Source organism: Nocardioides lentus (assembly GCF_039529515.1).
GTDB lineage: Bacteria > Actinomycetota > Actinomycetes > Propionibacteriales > Nocardioidaceae > Nocardioides > Nocardioides lentus.
On the sequence record NZ_BAAAMY010000004.1, the window covers coordinates 777457 to 795777 of the forward strand.

At 74.1% G+C, this 18321-nt stretch carries 22 protein-coding genes; 15 read left to right on the forward strand and 7 right to left on the reverse strand.

Annotation, left to right across the window (positions count from 1 at the left end; all coding sequences use genetic code 11):
* Positions 1–66: 66 nt before the first annotated feature.
* Positions 67–1080: a DUF3048 domain-containing protein gene (locus ABD158_RS10500; RefSeq protein WP_344006854.1), complete on the forward strand. Its 1014-nt coding sequence runs from the start codon at positions 67–69 to the stop codon at positions 1078–1080.
* Between the two features lie 9 nt (positions 1081–1089).
* Here ABD158_RS10500 and ABD158_RS10505 read toward each other — a convergent pair whose 3' ends face one another.
* On the reverse strand, positions 1090–1767 hold the full coding sequence (locus ABD158_RS10505; RefSeq protein ID WP_344006856.1) for a TetR/AcrR family transcriptional regulator: 678 nt from the start codon (positions 1765–1767) through the stop codon (positions 1090–1092).
* A 130-nt stretch (positions 1768–1897) separates the two neighbouring features.
* Here ABD158_RS10505 and ABD158_RS10510 point away from each other — a divergent pair, with 130 nt between their 5' ends.
* From ABD158_RS10510 to ABD158_RS10530, 5 genes are all read left to right on the forward strand, one after another.
* On the forward strand, positions 1898–2446 hold the full coding sequence (locus tag ABD158_RS10510; protein ID WP_344006858.1) for a hypothetical protein: 549 nt from the start codon (positions 1898–1900) through the stop codon (positions 2444–2446).
* Positions 2447–2453: 7 nt separating this feature from the next.
* Entirely contained in the window at positions 2454–3035 is a 582-nt protein-coding gene (locus tag ABD158_RS10515) for a YqgE/AlgH family protein (protein WP_344006860.1), read from the forward strand.
* An 87-nt stretch (positions 3036–3122) separates the two neighbouring features.
* A complete protein-coding gene (locus tag ABD158_RS10520) occupies positions 3123–3359 on the forward strand; it encodes a DUF3039 domain-containing protein (protein WP_425573184.1) in 237 nt (78 codons plus the stop codon).
* Positions 3356–5170 (forward strand): DEAD/DEAH box helicase, encoded by a 1815-nt coding sequence (locus ABD158_RS10525; protein WP_344006865.1) that lies wholly within the window; start codon positions 3356–3358, stop codon positions 5168–5170. The genes ABD158_RS10520 and ABD158_RS10525 overlap by 4 nt, the downstream gene beginning before the upstream one ends.
* Positions 5171–5284: 114 nt before the next feature.
* A complete protein-coding gene (locus tag ABD158_RS10530; protein WP_344006867.1) occupies positions 5285–6838 on the forward strand; it encodes a M28 family peptidase in 1554 nt (517 codons plus the stop codon).
* A 107-nt stretch (positions 6839–6945) separates the two neighbouring features.
* On the opposite strand, the gene ABD158_RS10535 is transcribed toward ABD158_RS10530, so the two are convergent.
* A complete protein-coding gene (locus ABD158_RS10535; protein WP_344006869.1) occupies positions 6946–7419 on the reverse strand; it encodes an Lrp/AsnC family transcriptional regulator in 474 nt (157 codons plus the stop codon).
* Positions 7420–7497: 78 nt separating this feature from the next.
* Here ABD158_RS10535 and hppD point away from each other — a divergent pair, with 78 nt between their 5' ends.
* A complete protein-coding gene (gene hppD / locus ABD158_RS10540; protein WP_344006871.1) occupies positions 7498–8697 on the forward strand; it encodes a 4-hydroxyphenylpyruvate dioxygenase in 1200 nt (399 codons plus the stop codon).
* Between the two features lie 24 nt (positions 8698–8721).
* Here hppD and ABD158_RS10545 read toward each other — a convergent pair whose 3' ends face one another.
* The 5 genes from ABD158_RS10545 to ABD158_RS10565 form a co-directional block, all read right to left on the reverse strand.
* Entirely contained in the window at positions 8722–9963 is a 1242-nt protein-coding gene (locus ABD158_RS10545) for an MFS transporter (protein WP_344006873.1), read from the reverse strand.
* The gene (locus ABD158_RS10550; protein WP_344006875.1) at positions 9960–10454 is read right to left on the reverse strand and encodes a MarR family winged helix-turn-helix transcriptional regulator; all 495 of its coding nucleotides are present in this window, start codon (positions 10452–10454) and stop codon (positions 9960–9962) included. Before ABD158_RS10550 ends, ABD158_RS10545 begins: the two co-directional genes overlap by 4 nt.
* Positions 10455–10479: 25 nt before the next feature.
* Positions 10480–11364: an MOSC domain-containing protein gene (locus ABD158_RS10555; protein ID WP_344006877.1), complete on the reverse strand. Its 885-nt coding sequence runs from the start codon at positions 11362–11364 to the stop codon at positions 10480–10482.
* Positions 11365–11494: 130 nt separating this feature from the next.
* The gene (locus tag ABD158_RS10560) at positions 11495–11905 is read right to left on the reverse strand and encodes a hypothetical protein (protein WP_344006878.1); all 411 of its coding nucleotides are present in this window, start codon (positions 11903–11905) and stop codon (positions 11495–11497) included.
* 70 nt (positions 11906–11975) lie between these two features.
* On the reverse strand, positions 11976–13259 hold the full coding sequence (locus tag ABD158_RS10565; protein WP_344006880.1) for a nicotinate phosphoribosyltransferase: 1284 nt from the start codon (positions 13257–13259) through the stop codon (positions 11976–11978).
* Positions 13260–13295: 36 nt separating this feature from the next.
* Here ABD158_RS10565 and clpS point away from each other — a divergent pair, with 36 nt between their 5' ends.
* The 8 genes from clpS (at position 13296) to ABD158_RS10605 (ending at position 18316) form a co-directional block, all read left to right on the forward strand.
* The gene (gene clpS / locus ABD158_RS10570) at positions 13296–13604 is read left to right on the forward strand and encodes an ATP-dependent Clp protease adapter ClpS (RefSeq protein ID WP_425573179.1); all 309 of its coding nucleotides are present in this window, start codon (positions 13296–13298) and stop codon (positions 13602–13604) included.
* Entirely contained in the window at positions 13601–14191 is a 591-nt protein-coding gene (locus ABD158_RS10575; protein WP_344006885.1) for a DUF2017 domain-containing protein, read from the forward strand. The genes clpS and ABD158_RS10575 overlap by 4 nt, the downstream gene beginning before the upstream one ends.
* A gap of 7 nt (positions 14192–14198) precedes the next feature.
* On the forward strand, positions 14199–14684 hold the full coding sequence (locus ABD158_RS10580; RefSeq protein ID WP_344006887.1) for an NUDIX hydrolase: 486 nt from the start codon (positions 14199–14201) through the stop codon (positions 14682–14684).
* A gap of 58 nt (positions 14685–14742) precedes the next feature.
* Positions 14743–15180, forward strand: a complete 438-nt coding sequence (locus ABD158_RS10585; protein WP_344006889.1) for a M67 family metallopeptidase — start codon at positions 14743–14745, stop codon at positions 15178–15180.
* A gap of 5 nt (positions 15181–15185) precedes the next feature.
* Positions 15186–15470: a MoaD/ThiS family protein gene (locus ABD158_RS10590; RefSeq protein ID WP_344006891.1), complete on the forward strand. Its 285-nt coding sequence runs from the start codon at positions 15186–15188 to the stop codon at positions 15468–15470.
* Positions 15471–15489: 19 nt separating this feature from the next.
* Positions 15490–16080 carry an NYN domain-containing protein gene (locus ABD158_RS10595; protein WP_344006893.1) on the forward strand — a complete coding sequence of 197 codons (591 nt, stop codon included), beginning with the start codon at positions 15490–15492 and terminating at the stop codon, positions 16078–16080.
* Between the two features lie 431 nt (positions 16081–16511).
* Complete coding sequence (locus ABD158_RS10600) at positions 16512–17459, forward strand: PLP-dependent cysteine synthase family protein (RefSeq protein WP_344006895.1); 948 nt, start codon at positions 16512–16514, stop codon at positions 17457–17459.
* The gene (locus tag ABD158_RS10605; RefSeq protein ID WP_344006897.1) at positions 17450–18316 is read left to right on the forward strand and encodes a DUF3152 domain-containing protein; all 867 of its coding nucleotides are present in this window, start codon (positions 17450–17452) and stop codon (positions 18314–18316) included. Before ABD158_RS10600 ends, ABD158_RS10605 begins: the two co-directional genes overlap by 10 nt.
* Positions 18317–18321 lie beyond the last annotated feature (5 nt).

The window sequence follows — 18321 nt, forward strand, 5'->3', positions numbered from 1 at the left end:
CCGGGCGCGCCGCGGCCCGGTGCGACACTCGAAGTCGACCGGACCGGTAGACCAAGGAGGGACGCCGTGCGCACTCGGCCCCGACTGACCCTGATCGCGAGCCTGCTGTGCTCCGGGCTCCTGCTGGCGGGCTGCAGCGGAGCGGACGAGGGCGAGCCGCAGGCCGCCGGGCCCGACCCGCAGGCCACGGCGGAGGGGCAGCGGCTGCTGTCCTCCTGGCCGCTGACCGGGGAGCCGGTGCGCGGCGAGGCCTCCTCCGAGCGCGACCACCCGGTGGTCGTGGCGAAGATCGACAACACCTCGTCGTCCGCGCCGCAGGAGGGCCTCGACGAGGCGGAGCTGGTCGTCGAGGAGCTCGTCGAGGGCGGCACGACGCGCCTCGCGGCGTTCTTCTACCGCGACCTGCCGACGCAGGTCGGGCCGGTGCGCTCGATGCGCGCCACGGACATCGGCATCGTGCGTCCGATCGGCGCCTCCGTGGTGACCAGCGGCGCCGCGGCCCCGACCGTCGCCCGGATCCAGCAGGCGGGGATCCCCTTCTACGCCGAGGGCGCGAAGGGGATCTACCGGGTCGGGGACCGCTCGGCGCCCTACAACCTGTTCGCCGACGTCGACGCGGTCACGCCGCGTCAACCGCCCGCCCGCCCGTCGGACTACCTGCCCTTCGGTCAGGCGTCCGACAACCCCCGAGGCGAGCCGGCGCGCACGATCTCGGCCACGTTCTCGGCGGCGCGCACGTCGACCTGGGAGCTCGTGGACGGCACCTACCGGCTCACCAACGGCTACACGGCGCCCGGCCAGGGCTTCCCGGCCGACACGGTCCTCGCGCTGACGGTGAAGGTCGGCGACGCCGGCTACCTCGACCCCGCCGGCAACCCCGTGCCGGAGACGATCTTCGAGGGCACGGGCGACGCGGTGCTGTTCCACGACGGCCGCGCCGTGCGCGGCACCTGGACCAAGGACGGCCTCGGTGGGGCGCTGCGGCTGAAGGCCGGGGGCCAGGACCTCGTGGTGCCCCCGGGGCGCACCTGGATCGAGCTGCTCCCGGAGTCCGGCGGGTCGGTCGCCTTCAGCCGGTGACGCGGGCCCTCACGGGTTCGGCACCTCGACGCCCGACTCCACCAGGGTGCGCAGGCCGGCGACGATGAAGCCGATCGCCTGCTCCACGCGCCGCGCGGCGGCCTCGGGGTCCTCCGCGACGCTGACGGCCTCGCCCGCCGAGGACATCGCGCCGAAGAAGATCCGGCTGAACGTCTCCAGCATCTCCTCGTCCAGCGCGCCGTCCCGACCCAGGACGGAGGCCACGAGGTCGACGACGATCGCGTACGACGACCGCTCCTCCTGCTCGCGGAACCGCTCGTAGCCGAGGACCGCGGGGCCCTCCTGCACCACCACGCGCCGGTACGACGGCTCGCGCACCGCGTCCAGGAACGCCCGCAGGCCGGCCAGCGCGTTGTCCCACGGGTCCTCGGCGTCGTCCAGCACGGCCCGGATCCGGGCGCAGGCGTCGGCCTCGACCCGCTCGAAGACCGCCTCGAACAGCGCCTGCTTGCCGCTGAAGTGGTGGTAGAGCGCGCCCTTGGTGACCTCGGCCCCCGCGACGACCGAGTCGAGCGAGGTCGCGGCGTACCCCTGCTCGGTGAACAGCGACCCCGCGACCTCCACGAGGCTCCGCTTGGTGGCGGCCGAGTAGCGGGCCCGCCGCGTCGACCCGGGCAGCGCGGGCACCGAGGGGCGCAGCCGCTGGGTGGGCCGTGGGACGGGCATCACACCAGCGTAGGACCCCCGCGGGGCGGGTGTGTGCGGGCTCACCGCCCGATCCGCTCGGATACCGTCAGTAGGTCACATACCGTGGGTACGGATACGCCATGACCGACGACCTCCCCGAGGAGACGCCATGAGCACGCCCCAGCGCCCCCGCCGCGCCGAGGTCCTGCGGGCCGTGATCGCCGCCTGCGACGCGCGTCGTGACGCGGTCCTGCCGACCGACGTCCCCGGGGTCGCGGAGACGTTCTCCGACGACCTCGACCTCCTCGGCGCCCTGCAGCTGCGCTGGCACACGCGGCTCGCCGGCCGCATCGAGCGCGAGCAGGCCGACCAGCCCGAGGACCTCGCGGGCTCCGTGGTCCGGGCCTGGCTCGCGGTCGCCGACGAGACGCCCGGGGTGCGGGTCGTGCTCGACATGGCGCGGCTGCGGCCCGCCGACGAGCGCACCCGGACCGCGATGACGCGGGCCACCGCCAAGGAGCACCTCCTCCTCGCGGCGTCGGCCGGGCGGGCGGCGCCCTCCGACCTCGTCCGCGGCGCCCGGGTGGGCGCGGCCCTCGAGCTGCAGGCCCGCTCGGCGTGGGCCGGGCCGTACGACGCGCCGGGCCGGCGCGGTGACGCCGGCGGCTCGGTCCCCGCCCGGTTGTGGGGGCGCCTGCGGGGGCTGATACCGGCATGATGGGGGCATGACCCGACCCACCCCGGACTCCCAGGCGAGTGTCGTGGCGGGCACGCTGCTCGTCGCGAGCCCGGAGCTGGTGGACCCCAACTTCGCGGACACCGTCGTGCTGATGATCGACGTCGACGAGGGCGGCGCCGTCGGCCTCGTGCTGAACCGGCCCTCGCCGGTGCTGGTGGCCGACGTGCTCGAGTCGTGGCGCGACGTGGTCAGCGAGCCCGAGACGCTCTTCTCCGGTGGCCCGGTCGGTGCCGACGGCGCCCTGGGGCTGGCCCGGTTGCGCGACCCCGACGAGCCGCCGGTGGGCTTCACCCCGGTCTTCGCCGACCTCGGGCTCGTCGACCTCGACACCCCCGTCGAGCTCGTCGAGGGCACCCTCGCCGAGGCGCGCATCTTCGCCGGGTACGCCGGCTGGGGCGCCGAGCAGCTGCGTCGCGAGGTCGACGAGGGCAGCTGGTACGTCGTGCCCGGCGAGGCCGGCGACGTGTTCCGCGACACCGTCGACGACCTGCGCCGCCAGGTGCTGCGCCGCCAGCCGGGCCAGGCCGCCTGGGCCTCCACCCGCCCCGCCGACCCCGAGCTCAACTGACCCGCGCCGGCGCCGGGTGCGGGCGGGGCCGGACGTAGGGTGGACGCCGTGAGCACGCGTATCGGATTCGCAGACGGGGACACCGCCCTGGACGTCCGGGAGGACGAGCGCACCGTCCCCACCGATGAGGGCGACCACGAGCGCTTCTCCCACTACGTGCCGAAGGACAAGCTCACCGAGGCGATGGTCATGGGGACGCCGGTGGTGGCCCTGTGCGGCAAGGTGTGGGTCCCGAGCCGGTCGGGGGAGAAGTTCCCGGTCTGCCCGGAGTGCAAGGAGATCTGGGAGTCCATGAAGGGCGACGACGGCCAGGGAGACGCATGACGGGTCGGCCCCGGCCGCCCTCCGACCCGGACGTCGCACCCCCGCTCCCGCCGGCCTGGCCGGAGCGCGCCGCCTGGGGGACCGCGCCGTCCCTGCGCGCCTGGCAGACCGCGGCGCTGCAGCTCTACAACGAGCGCGCGCCCAAGGACTTCCTCGCGGTCGCGACCCCGGGGGCCGGCAAGACCACGTTCGCGCTCACGGTCGCCGCCGACCTGCTCGGGCGACGCGTCGTCGACCGGGTCGTCGTCGTGACCCCCACCGAGCACCTCAAGACCCAGTGGGCCGAGGCGGGCGAGCGCGCCGGCGTCCCCGTCGACCCGGCGTACGGCGCGGGGCGGGCGAAGACCTCGGCCGACTACGTCGGGATCGCGGTGACCTACGCCGGGGTGGCGGCCAACCCCAACGCCCTGCGCATCCGCGTCGAGCGGTCCCGGACGCTGGTGATCCTCGACGAGGTGCACCACGCGGGCGACGCCCTGAGCTGGGGCGAGGGCGTGGCGGAGGCGTTCGGCCCCGCGACGCGACGGCTGGCGCTGACCGGCACGCCGTTCCGCTCCGACACCAACCCCATCCCCTTCGTCACCTACGCGCCGGGGCCCGACGGCGTGCCGCGCTCGAAGGCCGACTACACCTACGGCTACGCGCACGCCCTCGCGGACCACGTGGTGCGCCCGGTGCTGTTCATGGCCTACTCCGGGCAGATGCAGTGGCGCACCCGCGCCGGCGACGAGATCGACGTCCGCCTCGGGGAGCCGCTGACGAAGGACCTCCACTCGCAGGCCCTGCGCACGGCGCTCGACCCCCACGGCGCCTGGATGCCGTCGGTGCTCCAGGCCGCGGACCGCCGCCTCGAGGAGGTCCGCCGTCACGTCCCCGACGCGGGCGGGCTGGTCATCGCCTCCGACACCGAGCACGCCCGCGCATACGCCGGGCTGATCAAGGAGATCACCGGGGTCTCGGCGACGATCGTGCTCTCGGACGAGAAGGCCTCGAGCAAGCGCATCAGCGCCTTCGCGGAGTCCGACGACCGCTGGATGGTCGCGGTCCGGATGGTCTCCGAGGGCGTCGACGTGCCTCGGCTGGCCGTCGGGGTCTACGCCACCACCACCGCGACGCCGCTGTTCTTCGCGCAGGCGGTCGGCCGGTTCGTCCGGGCCCGGCGCCGCGGCGAGACCGCATCGGTGTTCCTGCCGTCCGTCCCCTCGTTGCTCGGCTTCGCCTCCGAGCTCGAGGTCGAGCGCGACCACGTGCTGGGCCGCACGATCCGCGACGAGGACGACGTGTTCGCGGCCGAGGACCAGCTGCTCGCCCGGGCCAACGCCGCGGAGGCGGCCTCCGACGACCTCGAGGGCTCCTACGAGGCCCTCGGCTCCGAGGCCCGCTTCGACCGCGTCCTGTACGACGGGGGCGAGTTCGGGCACGCCGGCGAGGTCCACGTGGGCTCGGAGGAGGAGATGGACTTCCTCGGCATCCCCGGCCTCCTCGACGCCGACCAGGTCCGCGAGATGCTGCACAGCCGCCAGTCCGAGCGGGCCCAGGCCCAGAAGCGGGCGGCCGCCCAGCGGGCGCCCGTGACCGTCGACGACGACCTGGAGACCCGGCGCAGCGCCCACGAGCACCTCGCCCTGCTGCGCCGCGAGCTCAACGGGCTCGTCGCCGCGTGGCACCACCGCACCGGCACGCCGCACGGCGTCACCCACGCCGCCCTGCGCAAGGAGTGCGGCGGCCCGCCGGCCGCGGCCGCGACCGCCGACCAGCTCCAGCAGCGGATCGCGCGCCTGCGCGACAAGGCGGCGCGACCCTCCGCCTGAGGCGGGTGGCCGCCGAGGTCACGATCGGGTAACCAGTGCGTCCACGGTCTGGACCGCGCACGAGCCGGGGGCTGAGGCTCAGGCAGCCCATTCACCCCTCGGAAGGAGTCGAGCGTGTCCCTGACACCTCGCCGCCGCACGGCAGCCGCGACCGCGGCCGCCGCCATCGGCCTCGGTCTCGTGATCGCCACCCCCACCACCGGAGCGGTCGCGGACCCCTCGGACGGCGCCGCCTCGGCGGAGGCCAAGGCCCTCAACGCCGGACAGAAGATCCGCCGCGACATCACCCGTCAGGGCCTGCGCGAGCACCTCGTCGCCCTCGAGCGCCTCGGCACCCGCTACGGCGGCCGCGCCGCGCTCACCCCCGGCTACGACGCCGCCGCGCGCTACGTCGAGTTCCAGATGCGCGAGGCCGGCTACAACGTCACGCGCGACTACTACACCTACGAGAACGCCGAGATCCTCGCCGAGTCGCTGACCATCGACGGCGCCGAGCCGGTCGACGTGCCCGTCATCGCGATGTCGTACACGAGCTCCACCCCCGAGGGCGGCGTCACCGCCGACCTGGTGCAGCCGACCAGCGTGCTCGGCTGCGAGGCCGCCGACTACGACGGCGTCGACGTCGAGGGCCAGGTCGCCCTCGTCAGCCGCGGCACCTGCTCCTTCGGGCAGAAGGCCACCGTCGCCGGCGAGGCCGGCGCGGCCGCGGTGATCATCTACAACAACACGGCGGGCGACCTCAACGGCACCCTCGGCGACGCGCCGATCGAGGGCTCGGCCCCGGCCGGCGGCGTCACCCAGGAGGCCGGCGCCGACCTGCTGGCGGCCGACGAGGCGGGCACGCCGGTCACGGTCGACATCCGTGCCGACTACTCCGAGGTCGAGAGCTACAACATCATCGCCAGCTCCCGCGGCGGTGACGCGAAGAACACGGTGATGCTGGGCGCCCACCTCGACGGCGTCGAGGGCACCACCGCGGTCAACGACAACGGCACCGGCACCGCCGCGCTTCTCGAGGTCGCCGAGCACCTCAAGGACGTGAAGGGCCAGAGGAACAAGGTCCGTTTCGCCTTCTGGGGCAGCGAGGAGGTCGGCCTCGTCGGCTCGACCGAGTACGTCAACGACCTGGTCCGCGACAACCCGCGCGCCCTGGACGACATCTCGACCTACCTGAACTTCGACATGCTCGGCTCGCCGAACCACATCATCGGCGTGTACGACGCCGACCAGTCGAAGTTCGAGGCCAGCGCCCCGGTGCCGGCAGGCTCGATCGAGACCGAGCAGCTCTTCCGCAGCTACTTCAGGTCCCAGAAGCAGCCGTCGGTCGACACCGAGTTCTCCGGTCGCTCCGACTACCAGGCGTTCATCGAGAACGGCGTCGCCGCGGGCGGCCTGTTCACCGGGGCCGACGACGTCAAGACGCCCTACCAGGCCCGCATCTTCGGCGGCACGGCCGGGATCCTGATGGACCCGAACTACCACACGCCGAGCGACAACCTGGCCAACGTGGCGGTCGGCCCGCTGCACACCATGGCCGACGCCATCGGCACCGTCGCCGTGAAGCTGTCGCGCAGCACGGCGGCGATCGACGTCCCGCGGGACGGACGTGCGGCCTCCTCGCCGAAGAAGATCGTCCCGAGCGGCCTCGCCGCGAAGGACCGGGCCTGACGGCCGTCGTCGTCACCGCCTGAGCAGCACCGCACCACACGGCACGGGGCCGTCACCGGAGGGATCCGGTGGCGGCCCCGTCGCCGTGCCGAGCCGGGGTCGCCGCGTCACGACGAGCGGCCCGCCGCCGCCCGGGCCAGGGGCAGCACCCGGTGACCGACCTGCTCGGCGAGCGCGATCACCGCCGTCGAGCGGAGCACGGACTCGTCGGCGAGCACCGCGTCGATGACCCGCTGGAGGTCGTCGTTGGAGCGCGCCACCACGCGGCACCACAGGTCGCCGGCCCCGGTGATCGTCTGCACCTCGATCACCTCGGGGATGGCCGCGAGATGGCTGGCCGCCTGCCCGTGGCCGAGGGCCTGGGCGATCTCGAGGGTCAGGAACGCCGTGACCGGGTAGCCCAGCGCGGCGGGCGACAGCCGCGGCCCCCACCCGGTGACCACGCCGCGGGCCTCCAGCTTGTCGAGCCGGGCCTGCACCGTGCCGCGGGCGAGCCCGAGCCGTCGCGAGGCGCCCAGGACCCCGACGTGCGGCTCGGCGCTGAACAGGTCGATCACCCTGCGGTCGATCTCGTCGATCACGTCGCCCCTCCTGGTCAGGTTGTCCATCGTCGTCGACGAGCGTTGCACACCTTGTCGAACGACGGGCACGGTGCGGACATGACGACGCAGCTGACCCCGGACGAGCTCAAGGCCGACCTGACCCTCGAGCAGCTCAAGGAGCTGGTCGGTCTGGTGGAGTACGACGCCACCCGCGACCCGTTCCCGGTGACCGCGATGGACGCGGTGTGCTTCGTGGTCGGCAACGCCACGCAGACCGCGGCGTTCTACCAGCTCGCGCTGGGCATGGAGCTCGAGGCCTACCGCGGCCCGGAGACCGGCCACCGCGACGCGAAGTCGTTCGTGCTGCGCTCCGGCTCGGCCCGCTTCGTCGTCTCCGGCGGCGTCACCCCCGACAGCCCGCTGCTCGACCACCACCGCGCCCACGGCGACGGCGTCGTCGACCTCGCCCTCGAGGTGCCGGACGTCGACCGCTGCATCGCGCACGCGCGCTCGGTCGGCGCGACGGTGCTGGTCGAGCCCCACGACGTGAGCGACGAGCACGGCACGGTGCGCACCGCTGCGATCGCGACGTACGGCGAGACGCGCCACACCCTCGTCGACCGCTCGGCGTACGACGGGCCCTACCTGCCCGGCTACGTCGCGCGGTCGTCGGGCGTCGTGCGGCCGCAGGGGCACCCCACGCGACTCTTCCAGGCCGTCGACCACTGCGTCGGCAACGTCGAGCTCGGCCGCATGGACGAGTGGGTCGACTTCTACCAGCGGGTCATGGGCTTCTCCAACATGGCCGAGTTCATCGGCGACGACATCGCCACGGAGTACTCCGCGCTGATGAGCAAGGTCGTCGCCAGCGGCAACCACCGGGTGAAGTTCCCGCTCAACGAGCCCGCGGTCGCACGGAAGCGCTCGCAGATCGACGAGTACCTCGAGTTCTACGGCGGCCCCGGCTGCCAGCACATCGCGCTCGCCACCGGCGACCTGCTCACCACCGTCGACCACCTGCGGGCCAACGGCGTGGAGTTCCTCGCGACCCCGGACTCCTACTACGACGACCCGGAGCTGCGGCGCCGGATCGGCGAGGTCCGGGTGCCGATCGAGGAGCTCAAGGTCCGCGGCATCCTGGTCGACCGCGACGAGGACGGCTACCTGCTCCAGATCTTCGCCCGCCCGCTGGGCGACCGCCCGACGGTCTTCTACGAGTTCATCGAGCGGCACGGCTCGCTCGGCTTCGGCAAGGGCAACTTCAAGGCCCTCTTCCAGGCCATCGAGCGCGAGCAGGACGCCCGCGGCAACCTCTGACGTCTCGCCAGGGGTCGGGGGCCGTCAGGCGAGGTCGCCGACGAGCTCGGCGTCCGCCTCGGCGGGGGAGTGGGCGGCCGGGGCGTGGCCCGCGCGCAGGGCGCGGGTGACGACGCCGGCGCCGGCGAGGGCGACCAGGGTGCCGATCGCGACCGCCGTGCCGCCGAACCAGAACGGCGCGCCGGTCGAGACGTTCTCGGCGAGCTTGAGGGCCACGAACGGGCCGAGCGCGCCGCCCGAGAACCGGACGAAGGAGTAGGCCGCGGACGCGACCGGGCGCGCCACCGGGGCGGCACCCATCACGGCCTCGGTGACCAGGGTGTTGGTGATGCCGATGAAGGCGCCGGCCAGCACGATGCCGACCACGACCGCCGCCTGGTGCTCGGCGAGCAGGCCCAGGACGAGCAGGTCGGCCGAGAACAGCGCGAGGCAGCCGACCATCGCGGGCACGGTGCCGACACGCCGCTGCAGCCAGGGCGCCACCACCACCGAGGTGAGGGCGAGGAGGAGGCCCCAGCCGAAGAAGACCCACCCGACGGCCATGATGCCGAAGTCCGGCAGGGCGAACGGGCCGGCGGCGAGCAGGCTGAAGAAGCCCAGGTTGTAGAAGACGGCGACGACCGCGAGCAGCAGCAGCGCCGGGTGGCGCAGCGCCCGGAACGGGTCGGCCAGCGAGGTGCGGGTCCGGTCGGTGGGGGTGGCGGGCAGGAGGAACGCCGTGGCGACCAGTGCGATCGTCATCAGCACGGAGACCCCGAAGAACGGGCCGCGCCAGGACTGCTCGCCCAGCACGCCGCCGAGCAGCGGCCCGGTGGCGATCCCCAGGCCCAGGGCGGCCTCGAACAGGATCACCGCCTGCGCGACCGAGCCGGACGACGAGCTGACGATGGTGCTCAGCGCGGTGGCGATGAACAGCGCGTTGCCCAGGCCCCAGGCGGCGCGGAAGGCGATCACCGCGCTGACCGAGTCCGAGGCGCCGGCCAGGCCGGCGAAGACGATGATCAGCACCAGGCCGGTCAGCAGGGTCCGCTTGGCGCCGATCCGGCTGGACACCACGCCGGTGACGAGCATCGAGACGCCCATCACGGCCATGTAGCCGGTGAACAGCAGGGAGACCTGGCTGGGCGTGGCGTCGAGCTTGGCGGCGATCTCCTTGAGGATCGGGTCGACGAGACCGATCCCCATGAAGGCGATGACGCACGCGAAGGCGACGGCCCAGACGGCGCGGGGCTGTGTGAGGAGCGGGGAGTGGGTGGGCGCGCTCATGCGGGTCCTTCCTCGGGTCGGGCGAGGTCGTGGCCCAGCTCGTGGCCCAGCTCGTGGCTGAGGTCGTGGCCGAGGTCGTGGCTGAGCACCTCGCGCAGCAGACGGACGGCGTCCTCGACACGGGGGGCGTCGCCGGGGGACAGGCGGTCGGCCAGCACGCGGGCGTTGCGGCGTCGTACGTCGCGCAGCAGGGTGCGGCCGACCTCGGTGGTCTCGACCAGGCGGCCGCGGCCGTCGGCGGGGTCGGGACGGGTGGCGACCCAGCCCCGCTCCACCAGGCCCTTGACCAGGGCGGAGGCGGCGGGCTGCGAGGTGCGGTCCAGCTCGGCGAGCCGGGTCACCGTGACGGCGCCGTGCTCGTCGAGCACCGACAGCGTCCGCAGGCCGGCGGCGGGCAGGTCGCCCTCCAGCCGGCGTACGGCGCGCACCAGCCGGGCGGCCTGGACCACGAGGTCCTCGGTCGCGCTCTCGAGCGGGGTGGCGTCGTCCATCACCCGGCCAAACTACATAAGGTGCTTATGCATTCCCACCCCGGGGTGGGCCGTCGCCGGCGTCGGCGCGCTCGAGCACCTCGACCTGGTCGCCGACGCGGACGGTGGCGCCGGGGGTGTCGGGGACGAGGTTCATCCCGAACCAGGACTGGCCGTCCCAGCGCCGGTGACGGGCGAGGGTGGCGAGCGGCTCCTTGCCGCGCTCGCCCGTGGCGGGGTCGTGGACGGTCATCACGCAGCGGGCGCAGCCCTTGACCGCCCGGAAGGTCGCCGCGTCGTCGCCGGCGCCGACCCGGATCCGCCGCCAGCCGTCCTCGTCCCAGGCCTCGCCACCGGCCACGACGAGGTTGGGGCGGAAGCGCCCCATGTCGACCGGCCACTCGGCGTCGTTGCGGCCGTCGGCGACGAGGTGGTTGAGCGCGGTCAGGGAGGCCTCGGTCGTGACCAGCAACGGGTAGCCGTCGGCGAACGACACCCGGTCGCCGTCCTCGGCGAACTGGCGGCTCACCGGGCGCTGGGCCGGGTCGGCGAGGTGCAGCAGGCGCACGTCGTGGCCCACCACGGCCGACAGCCAGGCCGAGGCGCCGGGGGGCGCCGCCACCGCCTCGACCTCGTCGCGCCAGATCCCCACCCGGGTCGTGCCGCCGGTGTCGCCGGGGGCGGGCACGGCCACGGGCTGCGGGTCGCGGCCGGCCGCGGTGAGCGTCAGCGCGCCGTCGTCGGCCGAGGCGACGCCGACGGTGAGCAGCAACGGCAGCTCCCGCGCGGTGACGAAGCCCCCGTCGACGTCCGTGACCAGCCACCTCCGGTCCCCCGCGAGGCCCCACGGCTCCACCACGGCCTCGTCCAGCGCCGTCCCCCCGCAGGACTTCACGGGGTAGCGGTGCAGGGCGGAGACGGTCAGCGGCATGGGCAGACACTAGGAGGGCGGCCCGCGAGATGTCGCGCGCCGCCCTCCTCGATCGGTCCTGCCCGATCAGTCCTGCCCGATCAGTCCTGCCCGGTCAGCCCTGGTCGACAGGTCCGGCTCGGGCGGGGGATCAGTCGTCGCCGCGGTCGTTGTCGAGGCTCAGCACCCGGCGGCAGGTCTCGCCGTAGCCGGACTTCGCGAACACGGTGAAGCGGGCGTCGTCGTCGGCGCGGACGAGACGGGTGACGGTCAGGTTGCCGTTGCCCTTCGTGCGCTTGACGGTGGTGCCGACGTTGCGGTCGCCGCGCTTGACCTTCACGGTCCAGACCCGGTCGGCCTTGGCGGAGTTGATGAAGAAGGAGACACGGGTGCGGTCCCGGTCGTCGTCACCGGTGTCGCGCAGCTTCATCGTGTACGACGACTGCTGGCTGCAGGAGCCCGACGCCCTCGCGAAGTCGTCCGCCTGCGCGGCGGGGGCGGACAGGCCCATCAGGCCGGCGGTGGTCAGGGTCAGGGTGGCGGTCGCCATCAGCTTCTTCATGACGAGCAGTGCACCGCACCCGCGTGAGGCCCGCGTGAGGCGCGGATGAGGGCTCTCTCACGCGGCGTCCTCAGGCGTCGACGGTGGGCAGCACCGCCTCGCCGCGCGACATCCGGGTCGCGGCCGCCGGCAGCTCGGCCCGCACGGCGGCGTGGCGCTCGCGCGCCCGGTCGAGGTCCTCGGCGCCGACGACCTCGCCGGCGCGCACCAGGGGCACGAGCAGGTCGCGCAGCGAGGGGTCGTCGGGGCGCTCGCCGGTGCCGACGACCTCGGCGGTGGCGCGGCCGTCCTCGACGCGACGCGCGGCCCACTTGCGGCCGCCGTGGGAGTCCTTGCCGGGGCTGCGCTTGGCGACCGCGACCAGCTCGCCGTCCGCGCCCTCCCGGGCCACCAGCTTGTAGACCAGACCGCTGGTCGGGTGCCCGCTGCCGGTCACCAGCTGCGTGCCGACGCCGTAGGCGTCGACCGGTGCCGCGGCGAGCGAGGCGATCGCGTGCTCGTCGAGGTCGCTGGTGACCACGATGCGGGTCCCGGTGGCGCCGAGCTCGTCGAGCTGGGCCCGGACCTCCTGGGCGAGCACCCCGAGGTCGCCGGAGTCCAGCCGCACCGCGCCCAGCCCGGGCCCCGCGACCTCGACGGCGGTCCGCACCGCGGCGTGCACGTCGTAGGTGTCGACCAGCAGCGTCGTGCCCGGACCCAGCGCGTCGACCTGCGCGCGGAACGCCGCCTCCTCGCTGTCGTGCAGCAGCGTGAAGCTGTGCGCGCTGGTGCCCGCGGTCGGGATGCCCCACCGCTGGCCCGCGGCGAGGTTGGACGTCGTGGCGAAGCCCGCGACGTACGCCGCGCGCGCGGCCGCGACCGCCGACTCCTCGTGGGTGCGGCGCGAGCCCATCTCGATGCACGGGCGCCCCCGGGCGGCTCCCACCATCCGGGAGGCGGCGGCCGCGACGGCGCTGTCGTGGTTGTAGACCGACAGCGCCAGCGTCTCCAGCACCACGGCCTCGGCGAACGTCCCCTCGACCACCAGCAGCGGTGAGTGGGGGAACCACACCTCGCCCTCCGGGTAGCCCCAGACGTCGCCGGTGAAGCGGTAGTCGGCGAGCCACGCCAGCGTGTCGTCGTCGAGCGCGGTGTGCTCGCGCAGCGACGCGAGGGCGGCGTCGTCGAAGCGGAAGCGGGCGAGGGCCTCGAGGAGGCGGCCGGTGCCCGCGACCACGCCGTACCGGCGTCCCGGCGGCAACCGCCGGCCGAACATCTCGAACACCGCCCGGCGTCCGGCGGTGCCCGAGCGGAGCGCGCCCTGCACCATCGTCAGCTCGTACTGGTCGGTCAGCAGGGCCGTCGAGTCGGTCACGCAGGTGAGCCTAGGGCGTGTGGAAGCATGGTCGACGTGACCGCTCCCAGCCCCGTCGAGGTCGATCCCGACCTCGACTCCGACGACCTCCCCGACGAGGTCGTGGTCCCGGACCGGCCGTGGACGACGATCGTCTGGAACGACCCGGTCAACCTGATGTCCTACGTCAGCTACGTCTTCCGGAAGTACTTCGGCTACTCCGAGAAGAAGGCCGAGAAGCTGATGCTCGAGGTGCACCACGACGGCCGGTCCGCCGTGAGCTCCGGCAGCCGCGAGGAGATGGAGCGCGACGTGCAGGCGATGCACGAGTACGGCCTGTGGGCGACGCTGGAGAAGGACGCGTGAACGGCTTCGCCTGGCACCGCCGCAGCGGTCGCGTCATCGCCACCTTCACCGGGTTCGAGGCCGACCTCCTGCGCTCGCTGACCTCCCAGCTCGTCGAGCTGCTGCGCAACGAGCGCGCCGTGCCCGACACCGCGGCGGACCCGCTCGAGACGCTGATGGACTTCAGCGGACCCACGACCGAGCCCGAGGACCCGGTGCTGCGCCGGCTGTTCCCGACCGCCTACCCCGACGACGAGGAGGCCGCGGGCGACTTCCGGCGCTTCACCGAGGGCGGGCTGCGCGACGCGAAGGCCCGCTCCGCCTGCGCGGTCATCGACGGGCTCGAGGAGGCCGGGCTCCCGCCCGAGCTCGCCGAGGACGGCCTGATGATCGACGTCGAGCTCGACCGTGACGAGGCCGAGTCCTGGATGCGCACCTTCACCGACGTGCGGCTCGCGCTCGCCACCCGCCTCGGCGTCGAGGACGGCGACGAGGAGCGGTGGGAGGCCATGCCCGCCGACGACCCCCGCGCGCAGGCCCACGACATCTACGACTGGGTCGGCTACCTCCAGGAGACCCTCGTCCGGGCCCTCGTCAAGGCGTCCTGAGCGGACCGTGGGCGTCCCCGGGTTCGTGCTGAGGCTGCGCGAGCAGGTCGGCACCGCCGAGCTGTGGCTCCCGGCGGTCACCGCCGTCGTCCGGCGGGACACCGGCGCGGAGCCCGAGGTGCTGCTCGTCCGGCGCTCCGACAACGGCCGCTGGACGCCCGTGACCGGGATCCTCGACCCCGGCGAGGAGCCGGCCGTGGGCGCGGCCCGGGAGGTGCTGGAGGAGACCGGCGTGGTGGTGCGGGTCGACCGCCTCGCCGAGGTCTCCGCGGGACCGCCGGTCACCCACGTCAACGGCGACCGGGCGCGCTACCTCGACCTGACGTTCGCCTGCACGTGGCTCGCGGGGGAGGCCCGGGTCGGCGACGACGAGTCGGTCGACGTGCGCTGGTGCCCGGTCGACGAGCTCGCGGCGACCCTCGACGTCCCGGCCCACCTCCCACGGGTGGCGGCAGCGCTGTCCGAGGAGGAGCGGTCGCGGTTCCGTCGCTGAGCGGCAGCGGGCCGGTCCGCCGCGGGCGTCCGGCGGGGTGCCGCCTAGGGTGGTCCGCGTGCTGAGGATCGACCAGGCGACGTACGACGCGATCGTGGCGCACGCCAAGCGTGACCACCCCGACGAGGCCTGCGGCATCGTCGCCGGCCCCGAGGGCAGCGACCGCCCCGAGCGGATGGTCGAGATGGTCAACGCGGCCGGCTCGCCGACGTTCTACGAGTTCGACTCCTCCGAGCTGCTCGCGCTCTACAAGGAGATGTGGGCCCGCGACGAGGAGCCCGTCGTCGTCTACCACTCCCACACCGCCACCGAGGCCTACCCGAGCCGCACCGACATCGGTCTGGCCAGCGAGCCCGGCGCCCACTACGTCCTCGTGTCGACCCGGGAGCACGGGAATAACGAGGGCGCGGTGGAGTTCAGGTCCTACAGAATCGTCGACGGCGAGGTGACCGAGGAAGAGGTCAGCGTCGTCGACCACCTATCTCCCGAGGAGTGAGCACCATGGCCGTCGAGGTCCGGATCCCGACCATCCTGCGCACCTACACCGGTGGCGAGAAGGCCGTCACGGGTGAGGGCGCGAGCCTGGGGGCGCTCATCGACGACCTCGAGGCGAACCACCCCGGTCTGAAGGAGCGGCTCGTCGAGCCCAAGGACGCGGGCCCCGACCTGCGTCGCTTCGTCAACGTCTACGTCAACGACGAGGACGTCCGCTTCCTGGGCGGTCTCGAGGCCGAGCTCTCCGACGGCGACCAGGTCGTCGTGCTGCCTGCCGTCGCCGGCGGCTGAGACGCTCTAGGCTCCGACCATGGAGCCCGCTGAGGCCGCTGGGCCGGTCGCCGAGCACGCCCCCCGCCGTACCTACGTGCTGGTGGACGGCGAGAACATCGACGCCACCCTCGGCACCAGCGTCCTCCAGCGACGCCCGGCCGCCGACGAGCGTCCCCGCTGGGAGCGCGTGCGCAAGTACGCGGAGGCCCAGTGGGGTCAGCCCGTCACCGGCCTGTTCTTCCTGAACGCCTCGTCGGGCCACCTGCCCGGCCCCTTCGTGCAGGCGCTGCTGGCCCTCGACTACCGGCCCGTGCCGCTGTCGGGCCGCTCCGACGAGAAGGTCGTCGACGTCGGCATCCAGCGCACGCTCGAGGCGCTGGTCCCGCGCGACGCGGACGTCTTCCTCGTCAGCCACGACGGCGACTTCCTGCCGCAGATGACGGCGCTGCTGGGCGGCGAGCGACGCCTCGGCGTGCTCGGGTTCCGGGAGTACGTCAACGCCCAGTACACCGCGCTGGGCCTCGAGATCCACGACCTCGAGGACGACGTCAAGGCGTTCAACGTGCCCCTCCCGCGCGTCCGCATCATCGACCTCGTCGACTTCGACCCCGACTACTTCCTGCGCTGACCGCCCGGCCCGGACGGCTCGGAGGACCTGCCGGCGCGGTGAGCGGGGCTCGCCGACGCTGTCGGGATGGACGACCTCCTCCACCTCGTCGGGACCGGGGCCTCTCCGCGCGCCCGGAGGCCGTCGGCCTCGGTCACCTGGACCGCTGGCTCCTCCCTCGGCAGCACCTGCCGGCCCCGGTGCTGCAGTGCGAGGAGCGCGACGCGAGCGGCCGGCCGATCGGCACCGGCGACGGGGCGCGGCCCGAGCACCGGGTCCGGCACCCCCCGGCGGACCCACGGTCACCACCACGGCGGGCTCTGCGGTCACAGCCCCGGTGGGCCCCTGCGTCCGATGGGTCAGCGGCGAGACCCCGCCGCCCCGCCGCCCCGGGGAAGCCGGCGCCGGGCGGTCCGGGACGGCGGTCGCGGCGGTCCTGTCAGACTGGGCCCATGCGCTACGACAGCCTCCTGGCCTCGGTCGGCGGCACGCCGCTCGTCGGGCTGCCGACGCTCTCACCGAGCCCCGACGTCCGCCTGTGGGCCAAGCTCGAGGACCGCAACCCCACCGGCTCGGTCAAGGACCGGCCCGCGCTGGCGATGATCGAGGAGGCGGAGAAGGACGGCACGCTGCGGGCCGGCTGCACGATCCTCGAGCCCACCTCGGGCAACACCGGCATCTCGCTGGCGATGGCCGCCAAGCTCAAGGGCTACCGCATCGTCTGCGTGATGCCCGAGAACACCTCCGAGGAGCGGCGGCAGCTGCTGCGGATGTGGGGGGCGGAGATCATCTCCAGCCCCGCCGCCGGTGGCTCCAACGAGGCCGTCCGCGTCGCCAAGCAGGTCGCCGCCGAGCACCCCGACTGGGTGATGCTCTACCAGTACGGCAACGCCGCCAACGCCCTCGCCCACGAGCGCACCACCGGGCCGGAGCTGCTCGAGGACCTGCCCTCGATCACCCACTTCGTCGCCGGTCTCGGCACCACCGGCACCCTCATGGGCACCGGGCGCTTCTTCCGCCGCGCCAAGCCCGAGGTGCGCATCGTCGCCGCCGAGCCCCGCTACGGCGAGCTCGTCTACGGCCTGCGCAACCTCGACGAGGGGTTCGTCCCCGAGCTGTACGACGCCTCGCTCATCGACGCCCGCTTCTCCGTCGGCCCGCGGGACGCGGTCCGTCGCACCCGCGAGCTGCTGGAGAGCGAGGGGATCTTCGCCGGCATCTCCACCGGCGCGATCCTGCACGCCGCGATGGCGCAGGCCGCCAAGGCCGTCAAGGCCGGGGAGAGCGCCGACATCGCGTTCGTGGTCTGCGACGGTGGCTGGAAGTACCTGTCCACCGGGGCCTACGAGGGCACGATCGACGAGGCCGAGGACGCTCTGGAGGGTCAGCTGTGGGCCTGAGGCCCGCGCTCGCCGCCCTGCTGCTGGCCGCGGGGCTCCTGGTCCCCACGGCCTCGACCGTCCCGGCGGGTGCGGCCCCGGCGAGGGAGGCGGCGGGGGAGCCGATGGCGAGCACCGAGCGGCCCCGCGTCACCGGCGACCTGCGCTACGGCCGCACCCTGCGGGCCACCGCGGGTCGCTGGACCCGGGCGCCACAGGCGACCCGCTTCCAGTGGTTCCGCGGCCCCGACCCGATCCGCGGTGCCCGTGCGCAGCGCTACACGGTCCGCCCCGAGGACGTCGGGCGCCGGCTCTCGGTGCGCGTGACGGCACGTCGGGACGGCGCCGGGCGCGCGTGGGCCCGCTCGCGCTGGACCGACGGCGTCGGTCACCGCGTCGCCGTCCGTCGCACCGTGACCTACTCGGTCGAGACCCGCGGTCGGGTCGTCGTCGGCCTGCGCGGGTTCCGCCGTCAGGCCCAGGCCACCTACGACGACCCTCGCGGCTGGCGCGGCGAGGGGGTGAGGTTCCGGCGCGTGGCCCGTGGCGGCGACGTCTCCCTGGTGCTCGCGGAGGCCGACGAGGTCCCGCGGTTCTCCTCCGGCTGCAGCGCTCGGTGGAGCTGCCGGGTGGGCCGCTTCGTGATCATCAACCAGGCCCGCTGGCGCGGCGCCTCGGCCGGGTGGGACCGCGCCGGCGGCTCGCTGCGCGACTACCGCCACATGGTCGTCAACCACGAGACCGGCCACTGGCTGGGTCGCGGGCACGCCGACTGCGCCGGGCGCGGCCGGCTCGCGCCGGTGATGATGCAGCAGTCGAAGGGGCTGGACGGCTGTCGCCCCAACCCCTGGCCGACGGTCGCCGAGCTGCGCGACTGAGTGCG